Here is a 24,929-nt window from a genome sequence, read left to right as displayed (position 1 = left end):
CTAGAACTCAGTGGTCGCGCAGGAGCGAGCCGTACCCGTACAGCTTCTCCTCGATGCCGTTGTCGCGCAGCGCCATCCACCAGGTGGCGGCGTTGATCGCGATCACCGGCTTGCCCAGCCAGCGCTCGGCCTCGTCGGCGAGCTCGGTCATGCAGAGGTTGGTGCCGCACTGCACGATCGCGTCGACGTCGGGCTCGTTGACCTCGATGATCGCCTCGCGCAGGGTCTGCTCCGACACGTGCGCGATCGCGACCGCGCTCTCGCAGGCCAGCCCCTTGATCTTGCCGACCTCGAAGCCGAGCTCAGTGAAGAACTTGCGGACGTTCGCGTCGCCGATGGGCGTGTACGGCGTGACCACGCCGATCTTCTTGGCACCGAAGAGCTTCAGCGCCCGCTCGCAGGCCTCGGCGCCGGTCGCGACGTCGAGACCGCCGGACAGCTCCTTGATCTGTGCGACGAACTGCCGGTTGCCCTCGACGCCGTCCCAGAACGTCTCGGCGCTCATGCCCATGACCATGTAGTCGGGCTGCATGGTCATGATGCCCTCGACGCAGTCGGCCATGGACGCGCGGATCTGCTCGAGCAGCGCCTCCATGCCCTCGTCGTCGCCGATCCGGCCGTCCCGGATCAGGATCCGGCCGTAGTGCGAGGTGACGCCGGGGACCCGCATCATGTCGAACTCGGGCTGCACGATGGTGTTCGTGCTCGGGGCGATCACGCCGAACTTGCGGCGGTAGCCGAGGCGGTCGGTCACGTACGAGCTCCTGCGTCGACGGGAGTGGGGGCGTCGGTCTGCGTCACGCGCCTCCGGATGCCGATCGCGCCGAGCAGGAAGCACAGCTGGACGACGGAGTTCGTCAGCTGCTCCGCCCACTGCACCTCCTCCGACTGGTGCGGCCGGGCGGCCAGCGGCGGCAGCACGAGCGTGCCGACGATGTAGACCACGTAGAAGGCGATGCCGGCGGTGAAGCCGTAGCGGCGTGAGAGCCGGATCCCGAGGATGCCGACGAACACCGCACCGATGGCGGCGACGACCAGCAGCGGCCAGGTGTCCCCCACCGACAGCGCCACGACGGCGCCGACGCCGGGGACGACCAGGAACGGCCACCACGGCACCTGCTGGCCGCGCCACACGCCGACCAGCGCGCAGGCGATGCCCGCGAAGCCGAAGGCCAGGCACGGGAACAGCATGCCCTCGAGGAACGGGTAGTCACGGCACGGCTCGGCCGCGACGAGGGTCTTCCAGAGCGCCTTGCAGAAGCCACCCAGGGTGACCAGCATGCCGGCGAGCAGCGCGGGGATGCGGACGGCGGGCAGCACCCGGCCGGCGGCCTGCGCGAGCACCACGGACCCGGAGCCGGCGAGCAGCACCGGGACGAAGTCCTCGATGGCGAGCGCCAGGCCGTACTCCGTGCAGGGATCGACCGCCATCAGGCAGCACCCTCAGCGAAGATGTCACGCTTCTTGAAGCCCGCGGTCGCGAACCGTCCCATCGCCTTGGCCTTGGTCAGCCAGGCGACGCGGCTGCCGGACTTCGTCGCGGCGAGCACGCCGTCGGCGAGGTACGGCGTCACGGTCTCGACGCGGTCACCGAGGATGTTGAAGATCTTCTTCGCCTTCTCCATCGCCTCGGGCTGACCGTCGTAGTCGTCCATCAGCAGGTCGGTCGCCACGATGCCGGGCGACAGGAAGCCGACCTTCACGTTGGTGTCCTTGGCCTCCTTGACCAGCGTCTCGGTCAGGTAGGTCACGGCCCGCTTCGAGGCGCCGTACGCCGCCATCCCGGGCTGCACCTGGCCGGTCGAGCCGAAGCCCTCCATGTTCCAGATCCAGCCGCCGGCCGCCTGCTGCTGCAGTCCGGCCATCGCGACCACGCTGCCGTTGGTGGCGCCGAACAGGTTCGTCGCGACCACGGACGCGACGGTGTCCTGCGACACCTCGGTCAGCGGGCGGCGCGGCGCGGAGATGCCGGCGTTGTTGATCCAGATGTCCACGTGGCCGTACGTCGCCACCGCGTGGTCCCAGAGTGCCTGCACCGACTCCCGGGACGTGACGTCCGCGGGGATGCCGGTCGCCTTGATGCCGGCGTCCAGCTCGCCGAGCGCCTTGGTGACAGCGGCCTCCGAGCGGCCGCAGATCACGACCCGGCAGTCGCGCGCCAGGAGCTCGCGCGCCAGGCCGAGGCCGATGCCGCGAGTGCCGCCGGTGATGACGACGACGCGGCCTTGGCCGGCGCTCACGCGCTCTCCCAGGTCAGCAGACCGTGCACGAAGTGCGTGGTGGTCTCGCCGCTCATCAGCTGCCAGACGACCGCGAGCTCGCGGGTGTCGGCGTCGATGAGCACCTCACGGCCGCGGATCTTCTCCACGCCACGCGAGTCGGCGTTCATGATGTGCTGCGTCGTGAAGAGCGCGCGGCCGTAGGAGATCGCGTTGCCCCAGACGTCCGGGCCTTCGTACTGCGTGCGGGCGCCGTCGCGGAGCCGCTCGAAGCCGTAGCTGCGCTCGAGGTCGCCGCTCCAGGTGATCTGCTGGCGGGCGCGACGCAGCGACAGCGGGTCGTGCTCGATGACGACGTCGACCTTGCCGGCGTCGCTCTGGTCGACCGGGTTGAGGAAGAGCTCGCCCTTCCAGGCGCCCTTCTCCTTGGTCGGCAGCACCTGCGGGCGCGAGCCGCGCTCGGTCTCGAGCGCGATCCACTCGTCGACGAACTTCTGCGTCTCCGGGTTGGTCTTGTGGTCGAACGTGCGCTTGTAGATGCCGTTGAACACCGCGCACACGGCCCAGCCGTCGTGCAGCACCGAGGAGTAGACCTGGGTCTCGCCGTCGGGCAGCACCTGGTTCCAGGTGCGGAGGTCCGCCTGCCAGCCGGGCGAGTAGTAGTTGGCCTCGACGAACAGGCCGTAGGGCTGGCCGGTGCCGTAGAAGTCAGGGCCGCAGTAGACACGGTTCTGGTCGGAGTCGACGATGCCGAAGTCGAAGTGCGCGCCCAGCTCGAAGCGGTTGCGCAGCGGACCCGCACCCTCGAGCGAGGTGTGCATCCAGTAGCGGGAGACGCCGTCCTCGACGACGCTCGCGCGGTCGACGCGCTCGAAGCCGACGTGGTTGCCCTCGGCGTCGAAGAGGCCCGGACGACCGTGCCACTCCCCCTCGATGCGCTTCTGCCACTCGCTGGTCTCGGCGTTGCTCATGCGGTCACCGCCTTGCCCGGGACCTGGGGCAGCGTGTTGTCGAGGAGGAGGGTGCGCACGGCCTCGGTCTGCTCGGCGCCGATGAGCTGCTCCACCTGGGCCCAGACCTTGTCGACGTCGGGGCTGAAGACCAGCGCGCGGTTGCGCTCGTCGCGGGTCGGGAGGTCGGTGTCCGACACGTCCGCGAGGACGGCGTCCGGAACCTCACCCTCGACCAGGCTGAACCAGTGGTCGAGGTACGACTTCACGGCGCCGTCCATACCGCGGAAGGCCTCCTCGTCGGCGCGCTGCACCAGCATCCACGGCGACATCAGCGAGAACTGGCGCGGACCGATCGCGGTCTTGGTCAGGCCGGGTCGGCTGGTGACCTCGTCGAACGTCGCGTCCAGCGGGGTGTGCGCCCAGTCGAGGTACGACAGGTGCGTGCCGATGTCGACCCGCGGGATCAGGTCGAGGTGGAAGGCGTAGGTGCCCTGGCCGAACACCGAGTCCAGCGTGAAGTGCGGGACCGGGACGCCGGCCGGGCTGAACGCGAAGACCATGTGGCTGTCGAGGCCGATCGCCGGGACCGCGAGGCCGACGTACACGGCCTTGGCGACCCGCTCGCCGGAGAAGACGCGGGCCTCACCGACCGGGCCGAAGGCCTCCGACACCAGCTCGATGAGCGGGCCGCCGTCGGCGGACGTCACCTCGGTGAGGTTGCCCCGCTCGACGATCGTGTCGAGCGTGCCGTGGCACAGGGTTCCGGACAGGCTGGTCATGCCTTGATCTCCTCGATGGTCGAGCCGTTGGAAGAAGACGTGCTGTCGGTGCGGGGTACGTCGCCGCGCGCCTCGCGCTCGTCGATGCCGGACTTGATCTGCCGGCTGCGGACCTCCTTGAAGTTCCACGCGCTGGCGAGCTCGGGGACCTCCTTGCGGATCGGCGACGGGATGACCCGCGCCTCGACCCGCGCCGGGCCCTCGCCCACGATCGTGTTGCCCTCGACGCTCCAGCCGGCGTCGATGAGCTCCTGGCGGCGACGGCGGTAGAGCACCGCGTTGATGTCGCTCTTCACGTGGAGCTCGTCCGAGAGGTCGAACGGCAGCAGCTCCGGGCGAACCTCGTCGACCACGGCCTGGTCCTCGTAGAGGACCTTGAACACGCGGCGGCGGGCGTCGCCGTCGGCCCACTTGCCCTTGAAGAACGTGCGCAGCGCGACGAACTTGACCAGCGTGGTCTCCTCGTCGATCGGGATGTTCACGTCGAAGATCTTGAGCTGGCCCATCGGCGTGCCGACGTCGAGCAGCAGGAGGTTCGGCAGGTACCAGGTCGTCGAGACCGGGACCGGCGGGCGCTCCTTGAGGTTCTTGGTCTTGTTGGGGTTGAGCATGCCCCAGATGCCCTTGGAGTTCGGCGGGTTGAGCACGACCGAGACCTTGCAGTGCCACGGCGAGCTGTCGATCTCGAACTCCGGCACCTCGGGCTTCTCGCGGTTGCCGAAGACGCCGCCGTGCACGAACGGCGTGTGCGCGACGTCGACGCCGTTCTCGAGGATGCGCTCGTAGTTGGACTTCCAGAGGAAGGAGCCGGTGACGGCGCGGTAGGTCTCGGTGTCGTCGATGTCGGACCAGTCCGGGATCGGCGGCCGCTCCTCCTCGGGGAGGTCGCCCATGTAGACCCACACGAACATGTACTTCTCGACCACCGGGTAGGAGTCGATGCGCGCCTTGCGCGGGATGCCCTTGTCGGGGTGCGCGGGGATCTTCTGCACCTCGCCGTTCGGCTTGTACTCCCAGCCGTGGTACGGACAGACGATGCAGTCGTCCTTGATCGTGCCGCCGGACAGCGCGGCACCGCGGTGCACGCAGAGGTCCGACATCGCGACCACGGAGTTGTCGCTGGTCTTGCGGTAGAGCACCAGCTGCTGACCGAGGACCTTGACCTTCATCGGCTTGCCCGGCTTGACGTCGTCACTGAACTCGACGGCGTACCAGAAGTTCTTGAACATGGGTCTCCTCCTAGCGACGACGTACGTCGGCGATGTCGGTCGGGTGGTTCTCGGCAAGGCTCGCCAGCCGGTCCTTGGCAGCCGGGTCGCCGGCGAGGTGAGCCTTGAGGAAGGTGATGACGACGTCCGAGAGCACCGCGCGCAACCGCTCCGGGTCGGCGTCGGTGGGCGTCTCGAGGAAGCCACGCGCGGTGGACGGGTCCTCCGGGTAGGCGGCCAGCAGGTGCCCGGCGTCGGCGAGCTTCACCAGCCAGGACTCGGTGGTCTCGGGCAGCGCCTCGCGCCAGGTGCGCTCGATCGGGTTGTGGTCGGGCGAGGACGGGTCCTCGCCGTAGCGGATCGCGCTGGCGGCGACGACGCCGTCGTTCGTGCCGGCGATCAGCATGGTCGGCGCGCCGACGGGGACCGGCAGCAGCATGCCCGGCGGGTAGCCGAGCATCTGCGAGGCCATGGTGTGGGCGCCGTAGGTGACGACGGCCCGCACGTTCGGGAACCAGCTCGGTCGCGACGACTGCAGCACCACGGTGCCGCCGGCGGAGTGGCCGAAGAGCGCGACGTTCTCGAGGTCGAGCAGACCGGCCAGCTGGCCGGACTCGTTGAGCGCGGCGACCGCCTCGAGCACCGGCGCCAGCGCCGGGCTCGTCGGCCGCTCGCCGTAGTGGTCCGGGCCGGCGGCGACGATGTCGACGCCCGGCGTCAGGCCGTACTGGCCCGGGAACAGCTCCCCGACCCAGTCGTAGCCGACGACGACGAAGCCCGCCTCGACCAGCTCGAAGGCCAGCCAGCGGTAGGAGTCGGCCGCGACGTTGACGCCGGACACGAGCACCACGACCGGGAAGGGCGCGCCCTCCGGGTCGGCCTGCAGCATCCCGCTCATCTCCTCGACGGAGTCCTGCGGGGGCCGGGCCGGGTAGCGCACGGTCAGGTGCGCCGTGTCGTACGGCGCCTCCGCACCCGGGATGCGCACGGCGGCGCGCAGGCTTCGGACCAGGGCCATGTCAGCCCTGCTCGTGGGCGCGCGGGAGCTGGCGGTCGCCACCCCAGAGGGCACGGACCAGGGTGTTGGTGAGGTCCTTGCCGAAGAACCGGTCGCCCATCTCGTTGGCCGGGTCGCGGTCGGCGATGTTGCGACGGGTCGCGAGGTCGTCGGCGGCCAGCGCGGCCTGCTCCTCGACCGGCACCCGCTCGGCCTCGTCGACCCAGCGCAGCCAGCGGTCGAGGTGGTCGGTCGCGAGCTTGGTGACCACGTCGGTGGTGCGGCCGTCGGTCGGCGCGGTGTAGGCGTGCGCCATCGGCGACAGGCTCGCGCGGACGAAGCCGCTGCGGCTGACGAACGGGGAGAGGAAGTCGTTCTCCTGCTGGACCTGCTCCCACTCGGAGTTGAGCGGGCCGTAGTACCGGTCGAACGAGTCGGTGTCGGTGAGCAGGTTGGTCCGCGGCACGGAGTCGACGAAGATCCAGGCCTGCGGGAACGCGCCGAGCGCGAGACCGAAGTGCGGCACCTTCACCTGCGGGCCGAGCCAGATCGTCAGGTGGATGTTCGCGAAGCCGACCTTGGCGTTCTCCATGTAGGAGTGCACCATCCAGTCGATCTCCGGGCCGGCGTACGCACGGATCCGGCCGGTCGGGCCGCCGTTCTCGCCGCCGAAGCTCTCGAGGACGTCGCTGGAGGGGTCCCGCGTGAGGTCGAAGCGGTCCGCGACCTTCGCCTTGAGGCCGTCGACGAGCTCCATCCAGGTGCCGAAGATCTCCGTGATGTCGGTCGGCGGCGCCTCGTCGTAGAACTCCCGCACGGACTTCAGGGTCTGGCTCATCGTGCTCCTCGCTCGGGTCGGGTGGACCGAAGTATATATGATGTACGTCGCAACGGAAGGTCAGACGGGGTAAGCAGCTGCCCCGAGCCCGGACCCGCCCGGACGGAACGCGCCGGGGGCATGCACGACACACGTCTGAGTGTGCTCGACGAGTCCCTCGTCGCCGTACTCCCGGCCCCAGCCGGAGCGCTTGATCCCACCGAACGGCGCTCGCAGCGCCATGCCCGTGCGGTTGTGGGTGTTGACGAAGGTGAAGCCCGCCTCGAGCCGCGTCGCGACGGCGAACGCGCGGTCCTCGTCGGCCGACCACACCGAGGCGCCGAGGCCGAGGTCGCCGGCGTTGGCCCGGGCGACGGCCTCGTCGAGCGTGTCGTAGGCCAGCAGCGGGACGGTCGGGCCGAACTGCTCCTCGTTGACCAGCCGGTCGGAGTCGGACGCGCCCAGCACCAGCGTCGGCCGCAGGAAGTGCCCGCGACCGAGGTCGGTGTGCGCGTCGCTCTCGCCGAGCAGCATCGCCTCGGCTCCGGACGCGACGGCATCCTCGACCATCCCCCGCACCCGCGTCGCCGACGCCGCGGTCACGACCGGGCCGAGGGTGACGCCGTCGAACAGCGGGTCGCCGATGCGCAGCACGCGGTCGGCCGCCGCGCGGTAGGCGTCGACGACCTCGTCGTAGCGGCGGCGCGGGACGAACAGGCGCTTGACCGCCATGCACACCTGGCCGGAGGTGGCGAAGCTCGCCATCACCAGGCGGTCCATCGCGTCGGGGCCGAGCTCGGCGTCGTCGAGGAGGATCGCCGGGTCGTTGCCGCCGAGCTCCATCAGCGCCGGCGTCAGCGCCTGGCCGGCGATCGCGGCCAGCGCGCGGCCGGCGTTCTCGCCGCCGGTGAACGCGACCCGGTCGACACCCGCGTGGCCGACCAGCGCGGTCGCGGTCTCGGCCTCGCCCTGCACGACCTGGACCGTGCCGTCGGGCATCCATCCGCCGAGCAGCTCGACCACGCGGGCGATCGCGAACGGCGCGAACGGCGACGGCTTCACGATGACGGCGTTGCCGGCGACCAGGGCCGGGCCGAGCTTGAGGACCGCCAGGATGACCGGCGCGTTCCACGGCGTCACCGCCGCGACCACGCCGTACGGACGGCGGCGCATCAGCAGCCGGCCGGCGTCGTCGTCGATCACGTGGTCGGCGAGCAGCGCGGGCGCGCGGTCCGCGGCCCAGCGCAGCACGGACGCGGAGAACAGCAGCTCGCCGCGGCAGTCCCCCAGCACCTTGCCGGTCTCGCGGGCCATCAGCTCCGCGAGCTGGTCGACCTCGGCGACGATCCGCTCGGCGCCGGTGCGGACCGCGGTCGCCCGCGAGTCCACGTCGAGCGCCGCCCACTCGGGCTGCGCCTTGCGGGCGTTGGCGACGACGAGGTCGACCTCCGACGGGGTGGCCGCGACGATGCTGCCGACGAGCTCGTCGGTGCGCGCCGGGTTCTCCCGCTGGATGGTCATCCCTGCGCCTTGACGCCGACCATGTCGACGACGCCGACACCGCGCAGCGAGTTGATCATCGAGGTGTTGAGCAGGTGCTTGCGCATCCGTTCGCGGTCGGCGGCCAGCTCACGCAGCTCGTCGTGGTACGCCTTGATCGCCTCGGGGTCGTCCTGGCGCAGCTTCTCCCAGTTGTCGTGGGTGATCGTCTTGACGTACGACAGCGCGACCTGGCGGCGCGCCTCGCACGCCTCGTCCAGCTCCTCGAGCGTGCCCTCGCCCTGGATCAGCGCGAGCAGGGCCTTGGTCTCGACGTACGCGTCGTGGAGACCGCTGTTCATGCCCATCCCGCCCAGCGGGTTGTTGATGTGCGCGGCGTCGCCCATGAGCAGCAGCCGGCCCTTGCGGAACGTGTCGGCGACGCGCTGGTGCACGCGGTAGAGCGTGGTGTGCAGGACGTCCCAGTCGCGACCGAGGTCGGCCACGCCGCGCATCCGCTCCTGGACCCGGGCCGGGTCGCTCTCGACCTCGTCCGGGGTCTCCGGGTCGGTCGGGAACAGCACCCGCCAGTGCTCCGGCGTGCGCAGCAGCACCAGCCACTCGGTCGGGTCGAAGACGTAGTTGACCGCCGAGATGCCCGGCAGGATCGACTCGAGGTCCTCGGTGGTCGAGGCGACCAGGAACCGCTCGGGGTAGGTCATCCCCTCGAACGTGAAGCCGGCGGTCTGGCGCACCTGCGAGTTCGCACCGTCGGCACCGAGCACCCAGTCGGCGGTGAACGTGTCGCCGGCCTCGGTGGTCACGGTCGCGGTCGTGCCGTCGGTCTCGGCCTGCACGACGCGCTGGCCGAAGTGGACCGTCACGTTGTCCATGCCCTGGAGGATCTCGAGCACGATCGGCGTCAGCTTCGACTGCTCGAGCTGGACGCGGAACGGGAAGCGGGTGTCCTCGGACAGCACGCCGAGGTCGAGGTCGGCGATCGGGCCGGTACGACGGTCGCGGTACTGGAACCCGGTCGACACCAGGCCTCGCTCCATGACGGGCTCGAGCACGCCGAGGTCGTCGAGCATCTCCAGGCTCGGCGGGTGGAACGTCGACGCCCGCGACTCACCGGCCAGCGACTCGCCGGCCTCGAGCACGGTGACCTGCACGCCACCGCGCGCCATCAGCAGCGCCGCGGTCATGCCGACGGGGCCGGCACCTGCAACAAGGACGTGAGTCATGAGGGATCTCCTGCGGCGTACCGCTGCTCGAGGGTGAGGAGGTCGGGAAGGCCGAGCAGCTCGGTGAGCTCGCCCCAGCCCATCCGGGCGGTCTGCCCGGCGTCCCCGTGGGCCGCGACGGCGGCGTACACGGCGGCCTGCGCCTGCGCGGCGGCGAGCAGCGCGGACACGGGGTGGATCACGACGCGGACGCCGAGGTCCTGCAGCGCGGTCCAGTCGGGGGCGGCGCCGTTGCCGGCGGCCTCGGACCGGTTGAACACCATCGGCGGGCAGTTCTCGACGGCCTCGACGACGCGGGCGATGTCCTCGACGTCGGCGCCCTCGACGAAGACCGCGTCGGCGCCGGCCTCGGCGAACCCGGCGCAGCGCTCGATGGCCGAGCCGATGCCCTCGACGCTGAGCGCGTCGGTGCGGGCGACGACCACGATGCCGCTGTCGCCGTCCCCTGGGCGGGCCTCGACCATCGCGCGTACGCGGGCCACGGCCTCGTCCACGTCGATGACCTGCTTGCCGGCGAGGTGGCCGCAGCGCTTCGGCGCGACCTGGTCCTCGAGGTGCAGCCCGCCGATGCCGGCGGCGGCATAGGCGCGCGCGGTGGCGCGGGCCTGGAGCGCATTGCCGTAGCCGGTGTCGGCGTCGGCCAGCAGCGGCAGGCCGTCGAGCGCCGGTACGACGGTCTGCGCGACCCGGACGATGTCGGTCGCGTGCACGTAGCCGAGGTCGGGCAGCCCGAGCTGCACCGCCGAGGCGACCGCCCCGGACAGGTGCGCGCCGACGACACCGGCGCGCGCCGCGAGGCGCGCGCTGACCGCGTCGTACACGCCCGGGAAGTGGACCAGGTCGGGCCCGGCCAGGATCTCCCGGAAGCGCTGGCTGCTCATCGGCCGTGCAGAGCCGTCATGCCCTCGACGCCGACGACGCGCGCGCCGGTGAAGATGCGGATCGTCTCGACCGTGCCCTCCTCGCCCAGGCCGGAGAAGCCCCAGGCCGGACGCGGCGACATCAGGTGCAGGCTCATGATCGTCGAGCCGTTGACCTTGACCTCGCCGGCGCGGACCTTGCGGGCCAGCGCCAGGGCGCGGTCGGTGTCGGCGCCGACGACGTACCCCTCGAGGCCGAACGGCGTGCCGTTGGCCAGCGCGAGCGCCTCGTCCTCGGTCTCGTAGGTGTGCACGGTCGCGACCGGGCCGAACATCTCCTCGGTCGCGGCGTCCGACGGGACGCCGGTGAGCAGCGTCGGCGCGAGGAACGCGCCCGGGCCGTCGGGCAGCACGGTGCTGGAGTGCGCGACGCCGCCGGCGCCCTCGCGGGTGCCGATCTCCTCGCGCAGCCGGGCCAGGTGGCCGGAGTGCACGATCGGGCCGAGGTCGGTCTCGGGGTCGAGCGGGTCGCCGACGTTCAGCGCGGCCAGCCGCTCCAGCGTCAGCTCGACGACCTCGTCGGCGATGGCGGCAGGCAGCACCAGACGCCCGAGCGCGCGGCACCACTGGCCGTTGAGCGTCGTGAGCAGATCGGCAGCAGCGCGTGCGGCGGCGGCCGGGTCGGCGTCGGGCATGATCACGAGCGGGTTGTTGCCGCCGAGCTCGAGCTGCAGCGCGGTGAAGTCCTCGGCGCAGGCCGCAGCGACGGCCTTGCCGCCCATCGCACCACCGGTGAACGAGACCGCGCGGATCCGCGCGTCGCGCACCAGCCGGCCACCGACGGACGAGCCGCCCTGCACGAGCTGGAAGACGCCCGGGTCGACGTCGTGCTCGGCGAGCACGCGACCGATCACGCGGGCCAGCTCCGAGGTGCCGTACGGCGCGTACTCGCTCGGCTTGAGGATCACCGGGGCGCCGGCGGCCAGCGCGCTGGCGACCTTGTGGGCCGCCATCGGGGCCGGCGCGTTCCACGGCACCAGGCACAGGGCCGGGCCGAGCGGGAGGCGGTGCACCTCGACGGTGTAGCCCGCGTCGGAGGTGAGCTGGTCGGACAGCACGCCGGCGCGGAGCATGCCGGCGGCGAGCCGGAACGCGCCGGGCACGATGATGCCGACGATCGAGGTCTGCCGGACCGGCACGCCGGTCGCGAAGGACTCCAGCGCGCACAGCCGCTCGAGCTCGGGCTCCAGCGCGTCGGCGACGGCCTCGAGGATCGTCGCGCGCCCCTCGGGACCGAGCTCCAGCCAGCTGCCGTTCTCGTACGCCGCCCACGCGGCGGCCGCGGCCCGCTCGACCGAGTCCGCGTCGGACTCGGCGGCCACGCCGACCGTCGTACCGGTGAAGGAGTCCTCGAGCTTCAGGTCGAGGGCGCCGGTCGGCACCGACCAGGTGCCCGCGACCAGCTGGCCGGGCTCGGGCAGTTCCAGGCGGTTCGTGCTCAACGCTGCTCCTACTTCTTGAAGCTGTCGGTGGTCGTGAGGCCCGCGTAGCCCTCGTCGTCCACAATCATCTTCGCCAGGTCCAGCTTGCCGCGCTCGGCCGGGAAGGCCTGGACCAGGCCCATGGCGGTGTCGCGGACGGCTCGGCCGATCTCGTTGCCCATCAGCGCACCCGACGTACCGCACATCTTGAGCGCCGCCAGGGAGACCTGGTGGGCGTGCTCGCAGATGGCGCCCTTGGCGAGCTTCCAGCTCTTGACGACCTCGTTCTTCGGCAGGATCGGCGGGTCGCTGGCCTCGAGCTCGATCTGGCGGCGCAGCCACAGGTGCGCCTCGGCCAGGTGCTGCTCGCCGTCACCGATGAGGACCTGGTGCATCGGGCTCGACGCGATCGGCTTGCCGGTGTCGGCGAACTTCGCGCCCATCGTGCGGCCGAGCGCGTAGTCCCACACGCCCTGCGCGATGCCGGCGTAGATCGCGGCGATGGCGATCTGGTTGCCGACCCAGGAGCCGCGCGACATCGAGGTGGCGCGGGTGAACGCACCGGGCACGGCCAGCGAGAGCTCGTCGGGGACGAAGCAGTTCTCCATGATCAGGCCGTTGTTGTCCGAGGCGCGCATGCCGAGGCCGAGCCACGCCGACCGCGGGCGCGAGCCCTCGGTCTCGCGCGGCACGAGGAACAGCGTCAGGGCGTCGAGGCCCTCGACGTCCTCACGACGGGCGGTGACCAGGTAGTAGTCGGCGGTGCCCGACAGGCACCCGAACGACTTCTCGCCGTTGAGCAGCCAGCCGCCCTCGGTGCGGGTCGCGGTCGTGCGGATCAGCACGTTCGCGTTCGACGCCTTCACGGCCTCGCTGGCGAAGTTGCCGATCGCCTTCTGGTCGGTGCCCATCAGGTGCAGCACCTTCTCGGCGAAGGCGCGCACGACCGGCGCCTCCTCCTCGTTGTAGAGGCCCGCGTCGAGCGCGGCCAGCGGCAGCATGCCGCGCGAGGACGAGGAGCAGTGGAAGAAGAACGCCAGCGCGGTCGAGCCGCAGACGGTGCCGAGGGTGTACGTCGTGGCCGCGAGGTCGCGGAGCCCGCCACCCAGGCCACCGAACTCCTCCGGGACGACGAGGCCGAGCAGGCCCGCGTCGGCGAGGAGCTTGATGTGCCCCTCGGGCAGCGCTGCGGCCTCGTCCGCGGACTGGGCGGCGGCGGCGATCGCCGGCAGCACGGACTCGACCCGGGCGGCGCGCTCGCGCTCCGCGTCGGTCAGGTCCGGAAGGAGGTACTCGGCGGTCAGCTTGCCCGTCATCCTGCGGCTCCTACGGGGTTGGTCGCGACCGGCTCGGTCGCGAGGTCAGTGGGGGTGACGCCGGTGGGCGCGAGCGCGAGGCGCAGCGCGGCGGCGGCGTTGTCGACGAGGTCGGGGTCGGCCGGGGAGTCCACCTCGACGCCGCCGAACAGGCGGACGAGGTCCTCGGTGGCGACGGTTCCGTCCAGGCCGGACAGGGTGGTGTCGAAGTGGTGCACGCCGCTCTTGAGCGCGACGATCGCCTTGACCAGCCCGAGCCGGTCGTGGTTGCGCAGGTGCATGCGCAGCGGCACCGGCCGGGCCAGGCCGACGGCGTCCTGCAGCAGCGAGCGCACGCGCAGCGGGTTCGCGGTGTCGCCCTTCTCGGACAGGCCGATCTCGGCGACACCGGCCGAGGACAGCGCGACGATCGAGCCGAGCACGACGTCGTTGCGCGCGGGGTCGAACGCGTCGTCGAGGATCACGACGACACTGCCGGGCGCGCCGTCCGCGATCGCCAGGACGCGGTCCAGGTCGGCGAGGTTCGCGGGGTCGACGGTGACCTCGACGGTCGACAGACCGAGCTCGAGGGCGCGGTCGCGCTGCTCGATGGTGTCCACCAGCGCGGTGCCGCGGTCCTTCAGCTCCTCCGGTACGGCGACCGGCGGCTCGTCGCGCGTGAGGTCGAGGAGCCGGACGCGGACGCCGGCGGCCGCCAGCTCGCGGACGGTCCCGAAGATCTTGCTGATCGGGTGCGACCGGGCGCGCAGCGACGCCACGACGCCACCGTCGGCGACGGTGGCCGCGGTCGGGAGCACGTCGGCGAACTGACCCCAGCTGCGCGAGTGGAACAGCAGCGGCGCCGTACGCGGAGCGGCGTGGCCGGCGAGGACCTCGCCGACGAAGATCGTGTGGTCGCCACCGGGGTACTCGTGCACGACCTTGCAGTCGAGCCAGCCCAGCGCGGAGTCGAGCAGCGGCACGCCGGTCTCGGCGGTCGTCCAGCTCTCGCCCGCGAAGCGGTCCTCGACGTCGGGCACCATGCCGGCGAAGCGGCGGGCGACCTCGGCCTGGTCCTTGGCGAGCATGTTGATGCCGAAGACCCCGCTGCTCGCGATCAGCTCGTGCGAGTAGAGGTGGCGCGAGAGGCACACGGAGACCAGCGGCGGCTCGGCGCTGACGCTCGAGAACGAGCTGGCCGTCATGCCGTGGCGCACGCCGTCGACCAGCGTCGTCACGACAGTGACACCGCTGGGCCACTGGCTCAGCACGTTGCGGAACGTCGACGGGTCGACCATGAACACCTCCCTAGGCGTTAGAGAATATACGATATCCGATAGGTGCGGAAGCGGAACGGTGCCGTCGGCGAGGTTTGCTGCATGCAACGATTGGGCTACCGGTGGGTCAGCTGTCCGCCGGTGGGAGCAGGACGAGAACGAATCAGGGAGAGAACACGATGGCTCGACGCCCAGGAACGGCAACGCCGGTGCGGCCGATCGCGCACCAGTCGCTGGTCGACCGGGTCACGGACGAGCTGCACCGCGCGATCCTCAACGGCGACATCCAGCCGGGATCGGCCGTGTCGATCGTGGAGCTCTGCGAGCAGTTCGACGTCTCCCACATCCCGGTGCGCGAGGCGCTGCGCCGCCTGGAGAGCGAGGGGCTGGTCAGCCTCCGCCCCGGGCGCTCCGCACTGGTCGCCTCGCTCAGCCCCGAGGACCTCGCCGACATCTACCGGCTGCGCAAGCTGATCGAGGGCGACCTCGTCCTCCGTGCGATGGCCACGATGACCGACGAGCGGCTCGCGTTGGCCCAGGACGCCCTCGACGAGTACGCCGAGATCGAGCGGGAGCCGGCCGCGCTGGCCGCCGCCCACCACGCGTTCCACGCCGCGCTGATCGACGACGCCGCCGGCGCTGCCGACCGGCGCGTGCTCGAGCTGCTCTGGCACGCGGCCGACCGCTACCTGCACCTGCTGATCACCGGCCTCGACCGGGGCGCGGAGACCACCGAGGGGCGCATCGACGAGCACCGGCACCTGCTGGACCTCGCGATCGCCGGCAAGACCGAGGAGCTGCACGCCGCCTGGATCGCGCACCTCGAGGGCAGCGAGAACGCCCTCGCCGCCGCGCTCGGCAGCCGGGACTAGCCGGGACTAGGCGAACAGAGCCTCCGCCGCCCGCGAGTCGGCGTACTCCTCGAAGCGCGCGATCCTGCCGTCGCGCAGCGTGACCACCAGGCAGGTGGGCACCCGCACCGGCGCGCCGGTCGCGGTGGAGCCGACCGTGGTCGCCTGCAGGACCCAGCCGTCCTCGAACACACGGAGCCGGACGTCCTCGACGCGGAGGTCCGCGCCCGCCTGCACCTGACGGGTGCGGGACGGCGTGCGCTGGATCTCCGCCTCGCGCTCGCCGATGTTGTGCCAGGTCGTGACGCCGTCGGCGTACACGTCGTCGTCGGCGCGGCGCCCCTCGAGGAACGCCGGAAGCCAGCGCTCCGCGAGGGCCCGCGTCTCCTCGATGCTCACGTCACTTCGAGGAGGAGACGAGCACCTGCGCGAGGTCCCACGGCCGGCCGTCGACGAGGTCGGTGCCCTTGCTGACGAACCGGTTCACGGCCTGCGCCGGGCGCAGCGTGGCGACCTCGACCGGGCCGGCGGCGAGCACCGGGTCCGGCCGGCTGATGATGCCGGAGAACGGGGCGCGGTCCGGCGCCCACAGCGTGAAGTCGGACGACAGCGGGAAGATCGCTCCCCCGCCCTGCTCGCCGCGCCTGCTGCCGACCGCGACGTTCAGCCGGTTCTCCGCCGCCCGCTCGAGCAGCAGCGGGTCGAGGTCCGCGCCGGCCTGGGTGGTGAACGGGACCGCGACGACATCGACGTCCTGGAGCGCCGCGAGGCGGAACGTCTCGGGGTAGAGCGCGTCGTCGCCGACGACCAGCGCGAGCCGGCCCCACGGCAGGTCCGCGACCGCGATGCCGTCGCCGAGCGCGGTCGCCCACGGCGTGCGCGCGCACGGGTGCAGGGTCGGCTGGCGCAGCACCACGCGGTCGGCGCCGAGCACCAGGCCGATGTGCGCGTCGCCCTCGGCGACGCTGGTCGCGACCAGGGTGTCGGTGCCGGAGAGCGCGGCGGTGATCGCGTCGCGGTCCACGTCGGCGAGCTCGGGAAGGACGACCAGGCCGGCGCCGGTGGCCACGGCCTCCTTCAGCAGGGTGAGCACGTCGTCGCCGTCGGACGGGCTGATGACGGCGGTGACCAGCTCGTCGGCGCCGGCCGGGCGCTGGCGGCCGCGGGGCGCGTCGAGGATCGGGCCGTAGATGTCGGGGCGACGCGAGCTCATCACGTCGGTGCCGTCGGGGCGGCGCTTGTCGTCGGCGAGGTCGACGTCGATGTCGGCGACGATCACCGCCTCACCGGAGCGCGGCGCCATCGCGACCACGGTGCCGTCGGGCGCCACGATCTGGCTCTCCCCCGCACCGTGCAGACGCTCGGCGGGTACGCCGACCCGCTCGGCGACCATGTGGATGCTGCGCTCCGGGACCAGCGGGCCGACCTTGTTGGCGGCCACGACCCAGACGCGGTTCTCGACCGCGCGGACCGGGATGTGCAGCGAGGCCTCGTCGAGCGCGAACGAGTTCAGGCTGTTGAGCAGCACCTGCGCGCCGCCGACGGCGAGCATCCGCGGGGTCTCGTTGATGACGCCGTCCATGCAGGAGTAGAGGCCGACCCGGCCGAACGACGTCTCGATGATCGGCGACGCGGCGATCGCGGGATCGAGGTGGTCGCGCTCGCTGCCCATCAGCACCTGCTTGTCGGTGACGCCGAGGATCGCGCCGTCCGGGGCGAACAGCACGTTGCTGCCGGTGGTGCGGCCGTCCTCGCGGGCCAGCGTCACGTTGGCCATCAGGTGGATGCCGTGCTCGGCGGCCTTGGCGGCCAGCGCGGCCACGAACGGGCCGTCGAGGGTGAGCGCCTTGCTGCGCGCGTGCTCACGGCCGTCGTACCAGGAGACGTGGTTGCAGAACTCCGGCAGCACCACGACCTGAGCGCCCTCGGCGGCCGCCCGGTCGGTCATCCGCAGGCAGGTCGCGAGGTTCTCGTCGACATCCTCGGTCACGGCGAACTGGACGGCGGCCACACGCAAGATCGACATTCACTACTCCTATATATGATCTACGCTTCACCCCAAGCGTTGCACATGAACCCCTCGAACAGTAGGAGCAGGCCGGATGTCGGAAGCGACTCGCGATCAGTCCCTGACCCCGGCGGAGAGCGTCGTGGAGGTGGCGGCGTTCCGGAATCGCGCCCCCGTCCCCGTCAGTCTCGACCGTGCCGCGCCGTTCGGCTGGTGGGCCGCCGTCGTCATCGCACTCGTGGCGTTCGTCGACCGGGTGGAGGTGAACCTGATCGCCGGCGCGCTGCCCAAGATCCAGGACCACTTCGGGTTCAGCGACACCTGGGCGGGCGCGATCCCGACCGCCGCATCGTTGGCCGGCGCCCTCCTCGTGCTTCCCGCCGGCCGCCTGGCCGACCGCGGACCGCGTGTCCTGACGATCTCCGCCGTCGTCCTGATCTGGGCGCTCTGCTCGGTCGCGAGCGGCCTGGCGACCAGCTTCTTGATGTTCTTCGCGGTCCGCGTCCTCATCGGCGGCGCCGGACAGCTGTACAACCCGCCGGCCTCGTCGCTGCTGGCCGACTACTACCCGGGTCGGAGCCGCTCCAAGGCGTACGGCTTCGAGCGCGCGGGCTACTACATGGGCCTGCCCGCGGGTGTCATCCTCGGCGGTGCCATCGCCGACGCCTACGACTGGCGCACCGTCTTCTTCGTCGCCGCCATCCCCGGCATCCTCGTCGCCCTGCTCGTCCTGACCATCAAGGACCCGATCCGCGGCGTCGGTGACCGGATCGAGATGGCCCGCCTGGGCGACGGGCAGGTCGCCGAGACGCCGACCGCGGTCGACACCCGCTCCATCCGGGCCCAGACCGCCGACCTGCTGCGGATCCCGACCCTGCGCGGCGTGACCATCGCCCTGGCGATGCTGTCGCTCGGCGTCGCCGGGCTCTTCTACTGGATGCCGACCTTCCTCGTCCGCGTCGAGGGCGTGAGCGAGGCCACCGCCTCCTCCCTCGCCGGCGCCGTCGGCGGTACCGGCATCGTGCTCGGCATCGTGCTCGGCTCGAAGTTCGGCGACAAGTACCACGGGCTGCGCCCGGGCTGGCGGATCCAGGTCTCCGCGATGTTCCTGCTCGTCGGTGCGCTCGGCCTCCTCGGCGCCGTCGTCCTGCCCGGCGTCGCCGTCCGCAGCACGATGATCGCGCTGGCCTGCGTCGGCTTCGCCGCCGCCATCCCGAACATGACGGCCGCCAACGCCGACGTGGTGCCGGCCAACGGTCGCGGCATGGGCTTCGCGGTCCTCACCTTCCTCGTCACCCTCGGCGGGTCCGCCGGGCCGCTGCTCATCGGCGTGGTCTCCACCCTGCTCGGCGACCTCTTCGACCTGAACAAGGCCCAGTCGCTGCAGTACGCGATGCTGACCCTGCTCCCGCCCGTCTTCATCTGCATCGGCGTCGCGGCCCGGATCCGCAAGACCTACGACGCCGATGCCCAGGCGGCGCTCGCCGGCTAGCTCACCCGCTTGTGGGCGCGACCACCGAAGTGCAGGTACGTCGGCGCCGCTGACGCGTCGGCGGGGTTGAAGAACACCGCCAGCAGCGCGGCGTCGGCGATCGGCAGCTCGAGCAGGAACGAGTCGTCCCGCTCGACGCGCACCAGCGGCAGGTCGTCCATCGGCGGCAGCCCCTGCATCTCGGCGGCCGCGTGGGTGGCGTTGAGGCTCGCGAGCAGCGAGCCGTCGTCGGCCGCCGCGATCTCGAACGCCATGCCCTCGCGGGCGTAGGTGCCGACGTACCGGCTCGGGTCCTCGACGACCTGCGTCGCGGTCGGCTCGGGATCCTGGCGGAGCGTGACGTCGAGACGCTGCTCGAAGAGCCAGTCGGCGAGCTCGCGGTACATCAGCATCGCGCTCTCGACGTTCGTCTGCAGGCAGAAGCCGAAGCGCTGCTCGGGCGCGACGCGCATGAACGCGTTCTGGCCGAGCGAGTTGCCGTCGTGGCCGATGACCTTGACGTCGCCGAAGTGGTCGAGGATCCAGCCGAGGCCCCAGGACTCCCCCAGCACGGTGTCGTCGACGAGGTCGATCTGCGGCTCCTGGGCGGCTGCGACCAGCTCGGCCGACAGCAGGCGGGCACCGTCGGCCGCGACGCCGCCGTCGAGGTGCAGCTTCACGAACCGGAGCACGTCGCCCGCGCTGGCGACCACCGACGCCCCCATCGGGCCGCACGAGCGGTAGAGCCCCCACTGCGGGCTGACCATGAGCGAGTCCGGGTCCTCCGGGTCCGGCACGTGACCGACCGAGTTCGGGTGCCCGATGACCTCCTCGGCGAACGCCACCGTGCTCTGCAGGCCGAGCGGCTCGAACAGGCGCTCGCGCAGCGCGGTCTCGAAGACGGTGCCGCCGACGACCTCGACCAGCCGGCCGAGGATGGAGAACCCGCTGTTGCTGTAGCTCCAGATCTGGCCCGGCTCGGCGATCTGCGGCAGGTCGCGGATCTCGTCCATGTAGCGCGGCAGCGCGTCGTCGCCGCGGCCGGTGTCGATGAAGACGTCGCCGTCGAAGCCGCTCGTGTGGCGCAGCAGGTCGCGCACCGTGACGGTGTCGCGGGCGTGGACGTCGCGCACCTGGAAGTCCGGCAGGTAGGTCTTCACCGGCAGGTCGAGGTCGACCTTCCCCTCGTCGGCGAGCATCAGCACGAGCGTCGCGGTGTAGAGCTTGCCGATCGAGCCCGGCAGGAACAACGCGTCGGTGGACACCGGGCAGCCGGTGCGGATGCTGAGCACACCCGCCCCGACCTCGGTGATGGTGTCGCCGTCCAGCACCGCGAGCTGGGCGCCGGGGACGTGATGGACGTCGATGAGCTCGGTGAGCTTCTTCTCGAGATCTGCCTGGGTGAGCGACACGGTTCCTCCTCGGTGAGACCTACAGTGTAGGTAAGGTAACCTACAGCGTAGGTTTGCTGTCAAGAGGAGGACGCATGGCACTGACCCGCGACGCGATCCTGCGGACGGCGGTGAGGCTGGCCGACCAGGACGGTCCGGACGCGGTCACGCTGCGCAAGATCGCCGGCGAGCTCGGGGTCCACGTCACCTCGCTCTACAACCACGTCCCGACCCGCGACGCGGTCACCGACGGGATCGTCGAGATGCTGCTCGACGAGGCGAAGCTGCCCACCGGCCAGGTCGCCTGGGACGACTGGGTGCGTCAGTACGTCGACGGCGTCACCGGGATCGCCGCCACCCACCCCGGCGCCTTCCACGCCCTGCAGCAGCGCCCGGTCCAGGGCGCCCGCGCCGCGGCATCGTTCGAGGTCGCGATGGCCGCCTTCGCCGACGCCGGCTTCAGCACGAACGACGGCTTCGCCGCGATCAAGTCGGCGTCGTACCTCGCGCTGATGATCGGCATGGAGCGCAGCATGGTCGCCCGCGGCGAGATCCTCGAGACGCATCTCGACGACCTGCCCGAGGAGTCCTTCCCGCTCGTGCGGGCCATCGAGAAGGACGTCGCCGACTACGAGTACGTCTGGACCTTCGGGGTCGAGACGCTGATCGCCGGACTGCGCGCGCAGCTGGGCTGACGGGGACGCGACCGGCTGGGGCGTACTGTCTGAACACGGAGCCGTTCAGGCTTCCTCTCAGAGAGATCCCCATGAGCGACAAGTCGCCGCGCCAGAGCATGTCGAAGAAGTCCGGCAAGTCCATCAAGGAGAAGCGCGCAGCGAAGCGCGACAAGGGGACCGAGGAGACCTTCTCCGACAAGATCCATCCGTCGAAGAAGAAGTGACGCCCTGCGGGCTCAGCCGACGCGCCGGGAGAACTGGGAGAGCACCTGCTCGGTGCAACCGGCCTCAGCGGCGTTCCACGGGAGCTCGACGTACGACGCGCCGCGGTCGGCGGCCCAGTCGAGGGTGGCCGAGCAGCTGCCCATCCGCTCCGCGGTAGCGGTCTGGAAGGCGATCGAGGGCGCGTACGTCGCCATGGCGGCGTACATCCGCTGGTAGTGCTTGACCTTCGAGCCGGCGTCCAGTGACGTGATCGGCGAGCGGATGGAGTTGTTCTCCAGGACGCACCGCTCCGCCAGGGTCCGGGTGCAGTAGCGCATCATCGCGATCGTGAAGTCGCTGTCGACGGTCCGGCCGCCGTCACGGGTGACCAGCTGGGCGGGGTTCAGGGTCAGGCCCGAGCGGGTCTGCTTCCACGCCCGGTGCGCGACGACCTGCTGGCGGTGGCACTGCTTGTCCTTGGCCGCGGTGTAGCCGGCGCGGAGCAGGGCGCGGCGGGAGCCGGTGTCCGACGTCTGGCGCACGAACGGCTCGGCGTAGAAGGTGGTGCACCGGGAGACGACGACCTCGGCCAGCGTCGGGTCGGCGTCGTAGCGCTTCGCCAGGCGCTGCTGCAGGTCGGCGTACGCCGAGCCGAAGGCGCCGGTCCAGAACCGCGGCACGGTGCCGCGCTGGTGGTCGTGCGGGTCGTGGAGCGCCACCGGAGCACCCCCGAGCCGCTTGGCCCAGGCCGGGGCGTGGATGCCGGCGAGCACGCGGAGCTTGACCCGCGAGCCCGAGCGGCTCGCCTCCTCGAAGGCGCGGTCGAGGACACCGGGGCGGAACGCGCGGCGCTTCGGCTGGAGCTGCGCCCAGGTCACCTGCACGACGTAGGCGTCGACGACGTCGCTCAGGTCGGCCGGCGGGGGTCCGTTGCGGTCGATCACACCGGTCAGGAGCGGCTTCAGCCTGGTCGGGGCAGCCTCGGCGGCCCCAGCCGGAGCGGCCGTCAGCAGACCGGCGACGCCGGTCACCAGCAGCGCCGCGAGGGCAGGCAGGAGCGCGCGGATCGCAGAGCGTGGCACTGATGTTCCTCCCGAGACAGCTCATCGAATTCGCATGCCCATGGTTCCAGGCCGGCAGCGGCCCGGTCACAACGGCGACGACGTGTGACTCGTCACTGGAGGTCCCATCGGCCGCTCCGGACCGATGCTGAGGGAGCGCCCCGGGCTAGCCCCAGTGGCGTACGACGGCGGTGCCGGTCAGGCCCGGGACCACGTCGCCGGAGGCGACGTGCGCCCAGCGGCCGTGATCGGTCCAGAGCACGTCGACATCGGTCGGGAACGTCTGCTCGGCGAGGTCGATGTGCACCGAGACCGAGCCGGGCATCCGGTCGCTCGGCGCGCGGCTCAGGCCGACCTCGACCGGGCCGGTGGTGATCGCGCCGGCGTCCTCGGCGGAGCCGTCGGTCCAGCCGCCACCGGGGCCGGAGAACCACACCAGCGCGCGGGTGCCGTCCTCGACCGAGGTGGCCGAGCGGGTCGCGCGCGGCTCGACGAGCAGGTAGGAGCCCGCGGGCGCGGTGTGGCCACTGATCGACAGCGAGCCCGCGAGGATCACCATCTCCTCCCCCGACGGCTGGTGGCCGACGGCGTCGCGGGTCCAGCTCGGCGGGAACTCGACGAGCACCGTGCGCGTGTTGCGCTCGGCGCTGGCGTGCAGCATCACCATCCGGGTCGGCTTGTCCGAGCCCGAGACGGTGTGCTCGATCCAGGTCAGGTCGCCGTTGAGGTCCGTCGTGGTCATGCGGTAGCTCCAGAGGTCAGGTAGGCCACGACGTCCTGCTCGGGGAGCACGTCGGCGTACTTGCTGTCGAGGTCGAAGAGGTTCTGGTCCTGCGTCGCCTGGTCGCGGTCGCCGCACGCGTCGGCGGCCACGATCGGACGGAAGCCGTGCTGCAGCGCGTCGAGCGCGGTGGCCCGCACGCAGCCGCTGGTCGAGAAGCCCAGCACGATCACGGTGTCCACGCGCTGCGCGTTGAGGGTCGCGGCCAGGCTGGTGCCGAAGAACGACGAGGCGTACTGCTTCGTCACCACGACCTCGCCGGGCTGCGGCGCGGGCGCCTCGGGGAAGGCGGCGTACGGCGAGCCCTCCTCGAACACCGAGAGCCCGGGCACCTTGACCGCGAACCAGCCGGCGTCGGCGCCTCCGGGAGCGATCTTCACGGCCGTGAAGATGACCGGGTGGCCGGCCGCGCGGGCCGCGTCGACGATCCGGGCAGCGCTGGCGCGGGCGCTCTCGAAGCGGCCGTCCGCGTCGGTCAGCGGGCCGTCGAGATAGGCCCGGACCACGTCGACGACCACGACGGCCGGTCGCTCGCCGAAGCCGATCCGGCCGCGGAAGCCCACCGCCTCGTAGTCGGCGTCGCGGTCCATCAGATGATCCCGTTCGCGGCGAGCTCGGCGCGCGTCGCCTCGTCGATGCCGAGGAGGTCGCCGTACACCTGGTCGTTGAACTGGCCGAGGTCGGCGCCGGTCCACCGGATCGAGCCGGGCGTCGCCGAGAGCTTCGGGACGACGTTCTGCATCTTCAGCGTGCCGAAGGTCTGGTCGGGGACCTGGACGATGGAGTCGCGCGCCTTGAAGTGCGGGTCGGCGAGCATGTCGGCGGCCTTGTAGATGCGTCCGGCCGGTACGCCGCCGGAGTCCATCATCTCGAGGAGCTCCTCGGCGTCGACGGTGGCGGTCCACTCCGAGATCAGCTCGTCGAGGTGGGTCTGGTCCTTGCCGCGCCCGACGTGGGTGGAGTACGGGTGGCCCGGCTCGGACCACTCCGGGTGACCCATCATCGTGAACAGGCGGGAGGAGACCGAGTCCTGGTTGGCCGCGATCAGGATGAGCTGGTCGTCCTTGGTCGGGTAGACGTTCGAGGGCGCCACGTTCGGCAGGATCGCACCGGTGCGCTCGCGCTGGTAGCCGGCCTGGTCCCACTCGGTGACCAGCGACTCCATCATCGCGAGGACCGACTCGTAGATCGAGGCGTCGACGACCTGGCCCTCGCCGGTGGCGTTGCGGTGCTGGAGCGCCGAGAGCGCGCCCACGGTGGCGTGCATCGCGGCCAGCGAGTCGCCGATGGAGATGCCGGCACGCGACGGCTGCCGGTCGGGGTCACCCAGGATGTAGCGCAGGCCGCCCATCGCCTCGCCGATCGAGCCGTAGCCCGCCCGCGAGGAGTACGGACCGGTCTGGCCGTAGCCGGTCACGCGGACCAGGATGATGCCCGGGTTGACCTCGCGCAGCCGCTCGTAGGAGAGGTTCCACTTCTCGAAGGTGCCGGCCCGGAAGTTCTCGACGATGATGTCGGACTTCGCGACGAGCTGCAGGAAGAGCTCCTGGCCCGCCTCCTCGCGCAGGTTCAGCGTCACGGTGCGCTTGTTGCGGCCGACGACCGGCCACCACAGGGACGTGCCGTCGGTGCGGCCCCACTGCCGCATCGGGTCGCCGACACCGGGCGCCTCCACCTTGATCACGTCGGCACCCTGGTCAGCCATCAGCGTCGCCGCGAACGGCCCTGCCAGCAGCTGGCCGGCCTCGAGCACGCGTACGCCGGCGAGCGGCCCTGCAGTCGTCATGCGCCAGATCGTATATCAGATACGCATTTCGGTGAGGCGAGTCCCGGCCCCCGAAATGCCGAGTCGTCCGCCTCTCACGGGTGAATTCAC

Annotated in this window: 25 protein-coding genes; 4 read left to right on the top strand and 21 right to left on the bottom strand. The window is 71.4% G+C overall.

Going from position 1 to position 24,929, the window contains the following annotated elements; all coding sequences use genetic code 11:
* Positions 1-7: 7 nt before the first annotated feature.
* From MJ604_RS04395 to MJ604_RS04330, 14 genes are read right to left on the bottom strand one after another with little or no spacing between them, the layout of a single operon-like run.
* The gene (locus MJ604_RS04395) at positions 8-754 is read right to left on the bottom strand and encodes a hypothetical protein (protein WP_243057077.1); all 747 of its coding nucleotides are present in this window, start codon (positions 752-754) and stop codon (positions 8-10) included.
* Positions 751-1,431 carry a hypothetical protein gene (locus tag MJ604_RS04390; RefSeq protein WP_243057076.1) on the bottom strand — a complete coding sequence of 227 codons (681 nt, stop codon included), beginning with the start codon at positions 1,429-1,431 and terminating at the stop codon, positions 751-753. The genes MJ604_RS04395 and MJ604_RS04390 overlap by 4 nt, the downstream gene beginning before the upstream one ends.
* A complete protein-coding gene (locus MJ604_RS04385) occupies positions 1,431-2,240 on the bottom strand; it encodes an SDR family oxidoreductase (protein WP_243057075.1) in 810 nt (269 codons plus the stop codon). Before MJ604_RS04385 ends, MJ604_RS04390 begins: the two co-directional genes overlap by 1 nt.
* A complete protein-coding gene (locus MJ604_RS04380) occupies positions 2,237-3,190 on the bottom strand; it encodes a hypothetical protein (RefSeq protein WP_243057074.1) in 954 nt (317 codons plus the stop codon). Before MJ604_RS04380 ends, MJ604_RS04385 begins: the two co-directional genes overlap by 4 nt.
* Entirely contained in the window at positions 3,187-3,951 is a 765-nt protein-coding gene (locus tag MJ604_RS04375) for a hypothetical protein (RefSeq protein WP_243057073.1), read from the bottom strand. The genes MJ604_RS04380 and MJ604_RS04375 overlap by 4 nt, the downstream gene beginning before the upstream one ends.
* A complete protein-coding gene (locus tag MJ604_RS04370) occupies positions 3,948-5,180 on the bottom strand; it encodes an aromatic ring-hydroxylating dioxygenase subunit alpha (protein ID WP_243057072.1) in 1,233 nt (410 codons plus the stop codon). Before MJ604_RS04370 ends, MJ604_RS04375 begins: the two co-directional genes overlap by 4 nt.
* A gap of 10 nt (positions 5,181-5,190) precedes the next feature.
* Positions 5,191-6,177 (bottom strand): hypothetical protein, encoded by a 987-nt coding sequence (locus MJ604_RS04365; RefSeq protein ID WP_243057071.1) that lies wholly within the window; start codon positions 6,175-6,177, stop codon positions 5,191-5,193.
* Between the two features lies 1 nt (position 6,178).
* Complete coding sequence (locus MJ604_RS04360; RefSeq protein ID WP_243057070.1) at positions 6,179-6,994, bottom strand: hypothetical protein; 816 nt, start codon at positions 6,992-6,994, stop codon at positions 6,179-6,181.
* Positions 6,995-7,054: 60 nt separating this feature from the next.
* Complete coding sequence (locus MJ604_RS04355) at positions 7,055-8,494, bottom strand: aldehyde dehydrogenase family protein (protein WP_243057069.1); 1,440 nt, start codon at positions 8,492-8,494, stop codon at positions 7,055-7,057.
* A complete protein-coding gene (locus MJ604_RS04350; RefSeq protein WP_243057068.1) occupies positions 8,491-9,696 on the bottom strand; it encodes an NAD(P)/FAD-dependent oxidoreductase in 1,206 nt (401 codons plus the stop codon). The genes MJ604_RS04355 and MJ604_RS04350 overlap by 4 nt, the downstream gene beginning before the upstream one ends.
* Complete coding sequence (locus MJ604_RS04345) at positions 9,693-10,577, bottom strand: oxaloacetate decarboxylase (protein WP_243057067.1); 885 nt, start codon at positions 10,575-10,577, stop codon at positions 9,693-9,695. The genes MJ604_RS04350 and MJ604_RS04345 overlap by 4 nt, the downstream gene beginning before the upstream one ends.
* On the bottom strand, positions 10,574-12,058 hold the full coding sequence (locus tag MJ604_RS04340) for an aldehyde dehydrogenase (RefSeq protein WP_243057066.1): 1,485 nt from the start codon (positions 12,056-12,058) through the stop codon (positions 10,574-10,576). The genes MJ604_RS04345 and MJ604_RS04340 overlap by 4 nt, the downstream gene beginning before the upstream one ends.
* 8 nt (positions 12,059-12,066) lie before the next feature.
* Positions 12,067-13,353: an acyl-CoA dehydrogenase family protein gene (locus tag MJ604_RS04335; RefSeq protein WP_243057065.1), complete on the bottom strand. Its 1,287-nt coding sequence runs from the start codon at positions 13,351-13,353 to the stop codon at positions 12,067-12,069.
* Complete coding sequence (locus MJ604_RS04330) at positions 13,350-14,630, bottom strand: flavin reductase (protein ID WP_243057064.1); 1,281 nt, start codon at positions 14,628-14,630, stop codon at positions 13,350-13,352. Before MJ604_RS04330 ends, MJ604_RS04335 begins: the two co-directional genes overlap by 4 nt.
* 158 nt (positions 14,631-14,788) lie before the next feature.
* Between MJ604_RS04330 and MJ604_RS04325 the strand changes: the two genes are divergently transcribed.
* Positions 14,789-15,481, top strand: a complete 693-nt coding sequence (locus MJ604_RS04325; protein ID WP_243057063.1) for a GntR family transcriptional regulator — start codon at positions 14,789-14,791, stop codon at positions 15,479-15,481.
* Between the two features lie 6 nt (positions 15,482-15,487).
* Here the strand turns inward: MJ604_RS04325 and MJ604_RS04320 are convergent, their stop codons facing one another.
* Positions 15,488-15,859 carry a nuclear transport factor 2 family protein gene (locus MJ604_RS04320; RefSeq protein ID WP_243057062.1) on the bottom strand — a complete coding sequence of 124 codons (372 nt, stop codon included), beginning with the start codon at positions 15,857-15,859 and terminating at the stop codon, positions 15,488-15,490.
* A 1-nt stretch (position 15,860) separates the two neighbouring features.
* Positions 15,861-17,486, bottom strand: coding sequence for a carbon-nitrogen hydrolase family protein (locus tag MJ604_RS04315; protein WP_243057061.1), 1,626 nt, complete (start codon positions 17,484-17,486; stop codon positions 15,861-15,863).
* A gap of 76 nt (positions 17,487-17,562) precedes the next feature.
* On the opposite strand from MJ604_RS04315, the gene MJ604_RS04310 reads away from it, so the two are divergent.
* The gene (locus tag MJ604_RS04310; protein WP_243057060.1) at positions 17,563-18,960 is read left to right on the top strand and encodes an MFS transporter; all 1,398 of its coding nucleotides are present in this window, start codon (positions 17,563-17,565) and stop codon (positions 18,958-18,960) included.
* Here the strand turns inward: MJ604_RS04310 and MJ604_RS04305 are convergent.
* Positions 18,957-20,351 carry a serine hydrolase gene (locus tag MJ604_RS04305; RefSeq protein ID WP_243057059.1) on the bottom strand — a complete coding sequence of 465 codons (1,395 nt, stop codon included), beginning with the start codon at positions 20,349-20,351 and terminating at the stop codon, positions 18,957-18,959. The two genes, MJ604_RS04310 and MJ604_RS04305, sit on opposite strands and share 4 nt — an antisense overlap.
* A gap of 74 nt (positions 20,352-20,425) precedes the next feature.
* Here MJ604_RS04305 and MJ604_RS04300 point away from each other — a divergent pair, with 74 nt between their 5' ends.
* Both MJ604_RS04300 and MJ604_RS23715 read left to right on the top strand, forming a co-directional pair.
* A complete protein-coding gene (locus tag MJ604_RS04300; protein ID WP_243057058.1) occupies positions 20,426-21,025 on the top strand; it encodes a TetR family transcriptional regulator in 600 nt (199 codons plus the stop codon).
* Between the two features lie 71 nt (positions 21,026-21,096).
* Positions 21,097-21,231, top strand: coding sequence for a hypothetical protein (locus tag MJ604_RS23715; RefSeq protein WP_279235380.1), 135 nt, complete (start codon positions 21,097-21,099; stop codon positions 21,229-21,231).
* 12 nt (positions 21,232-21,243) lie between these two features.
* Here the strand turns inward: MJ604_RS23715 and MJ604_RS04295 are convergent, their stop codons facing one another.
* The 4 genes from MJ604_RS04295 to MJ604_RS04280 form a co-directional block, all read right to left on the bottom strand.
* Positions 21,244-22,293: a hypothetical protein gene (locus MJ604_RS04295; RefSeq protein ID WP_243057057.1), complete on the bottom strand. Its 1,050-nt coding sequence runs from the start codon at positions 22,291-22,293 to the stop codon at positions 21,244-21,246.
* Between the two features lie 145 nt (positions 22,294-22,438).
* Positions 22,439-23,014 carry a cupin domain-containing protein gene (locus MJ604_RS04290; RefSeq protein ID WP_243057056.1) on the bottom strand — a complete coding sequence of 192 codons (576 nt, stop codon included), beginning with the start codon at positions 23,012-23,014 and terminating at the stop codon, positions 22,439-22,441.
* Positions 23,011-23,643, bottom strand: a complete 633-nt coding sequence (locus MJ604_RS04285; protein ID WP_243057055.1) for an isochorismatase family protein — start codon at positions 23,641-23,643, stop codon at positions 23,011-23,013. The genes MJ604_RS04290 and MJ604_RS04285 overlap by 4 nt, the downstream gene beginning before the upstream one ends.
* Positions 23,643-24,839 carry a CaiB/BaiF CoA-transferase family protein gene (locus MJ604_RS04280; RefSeq protein ID WP_243057054.1) on the bottom strand — a complete coding sequence of 399 codons (1,197 nt, stop codon included), beginning with the start codon at positions 24,837-24,839 and terminating at the stop codon, positions 23,643-23,645. The genes MJ604_RS04285 and MJ604_RS04280 overlap by 1 nt, the downstream gene beginning before the upstream one ends.
* Positions 24,840-24,929: the final 90 nt, after the last annotated feature.

Source organism: Nocardioides sp. SR21 (assembly GCF_022761125.1).
GTDB lineage: Bacteria > Actinomycetota > Actinomycetes > Propionibacteriales > Nocardioidaceae > Nocardioides.
The sequence above is the reverse complement of the archived record's forward strand: the minus strand, read 5'-3'. Positions and strand labels throughout refer to the sequence as shown.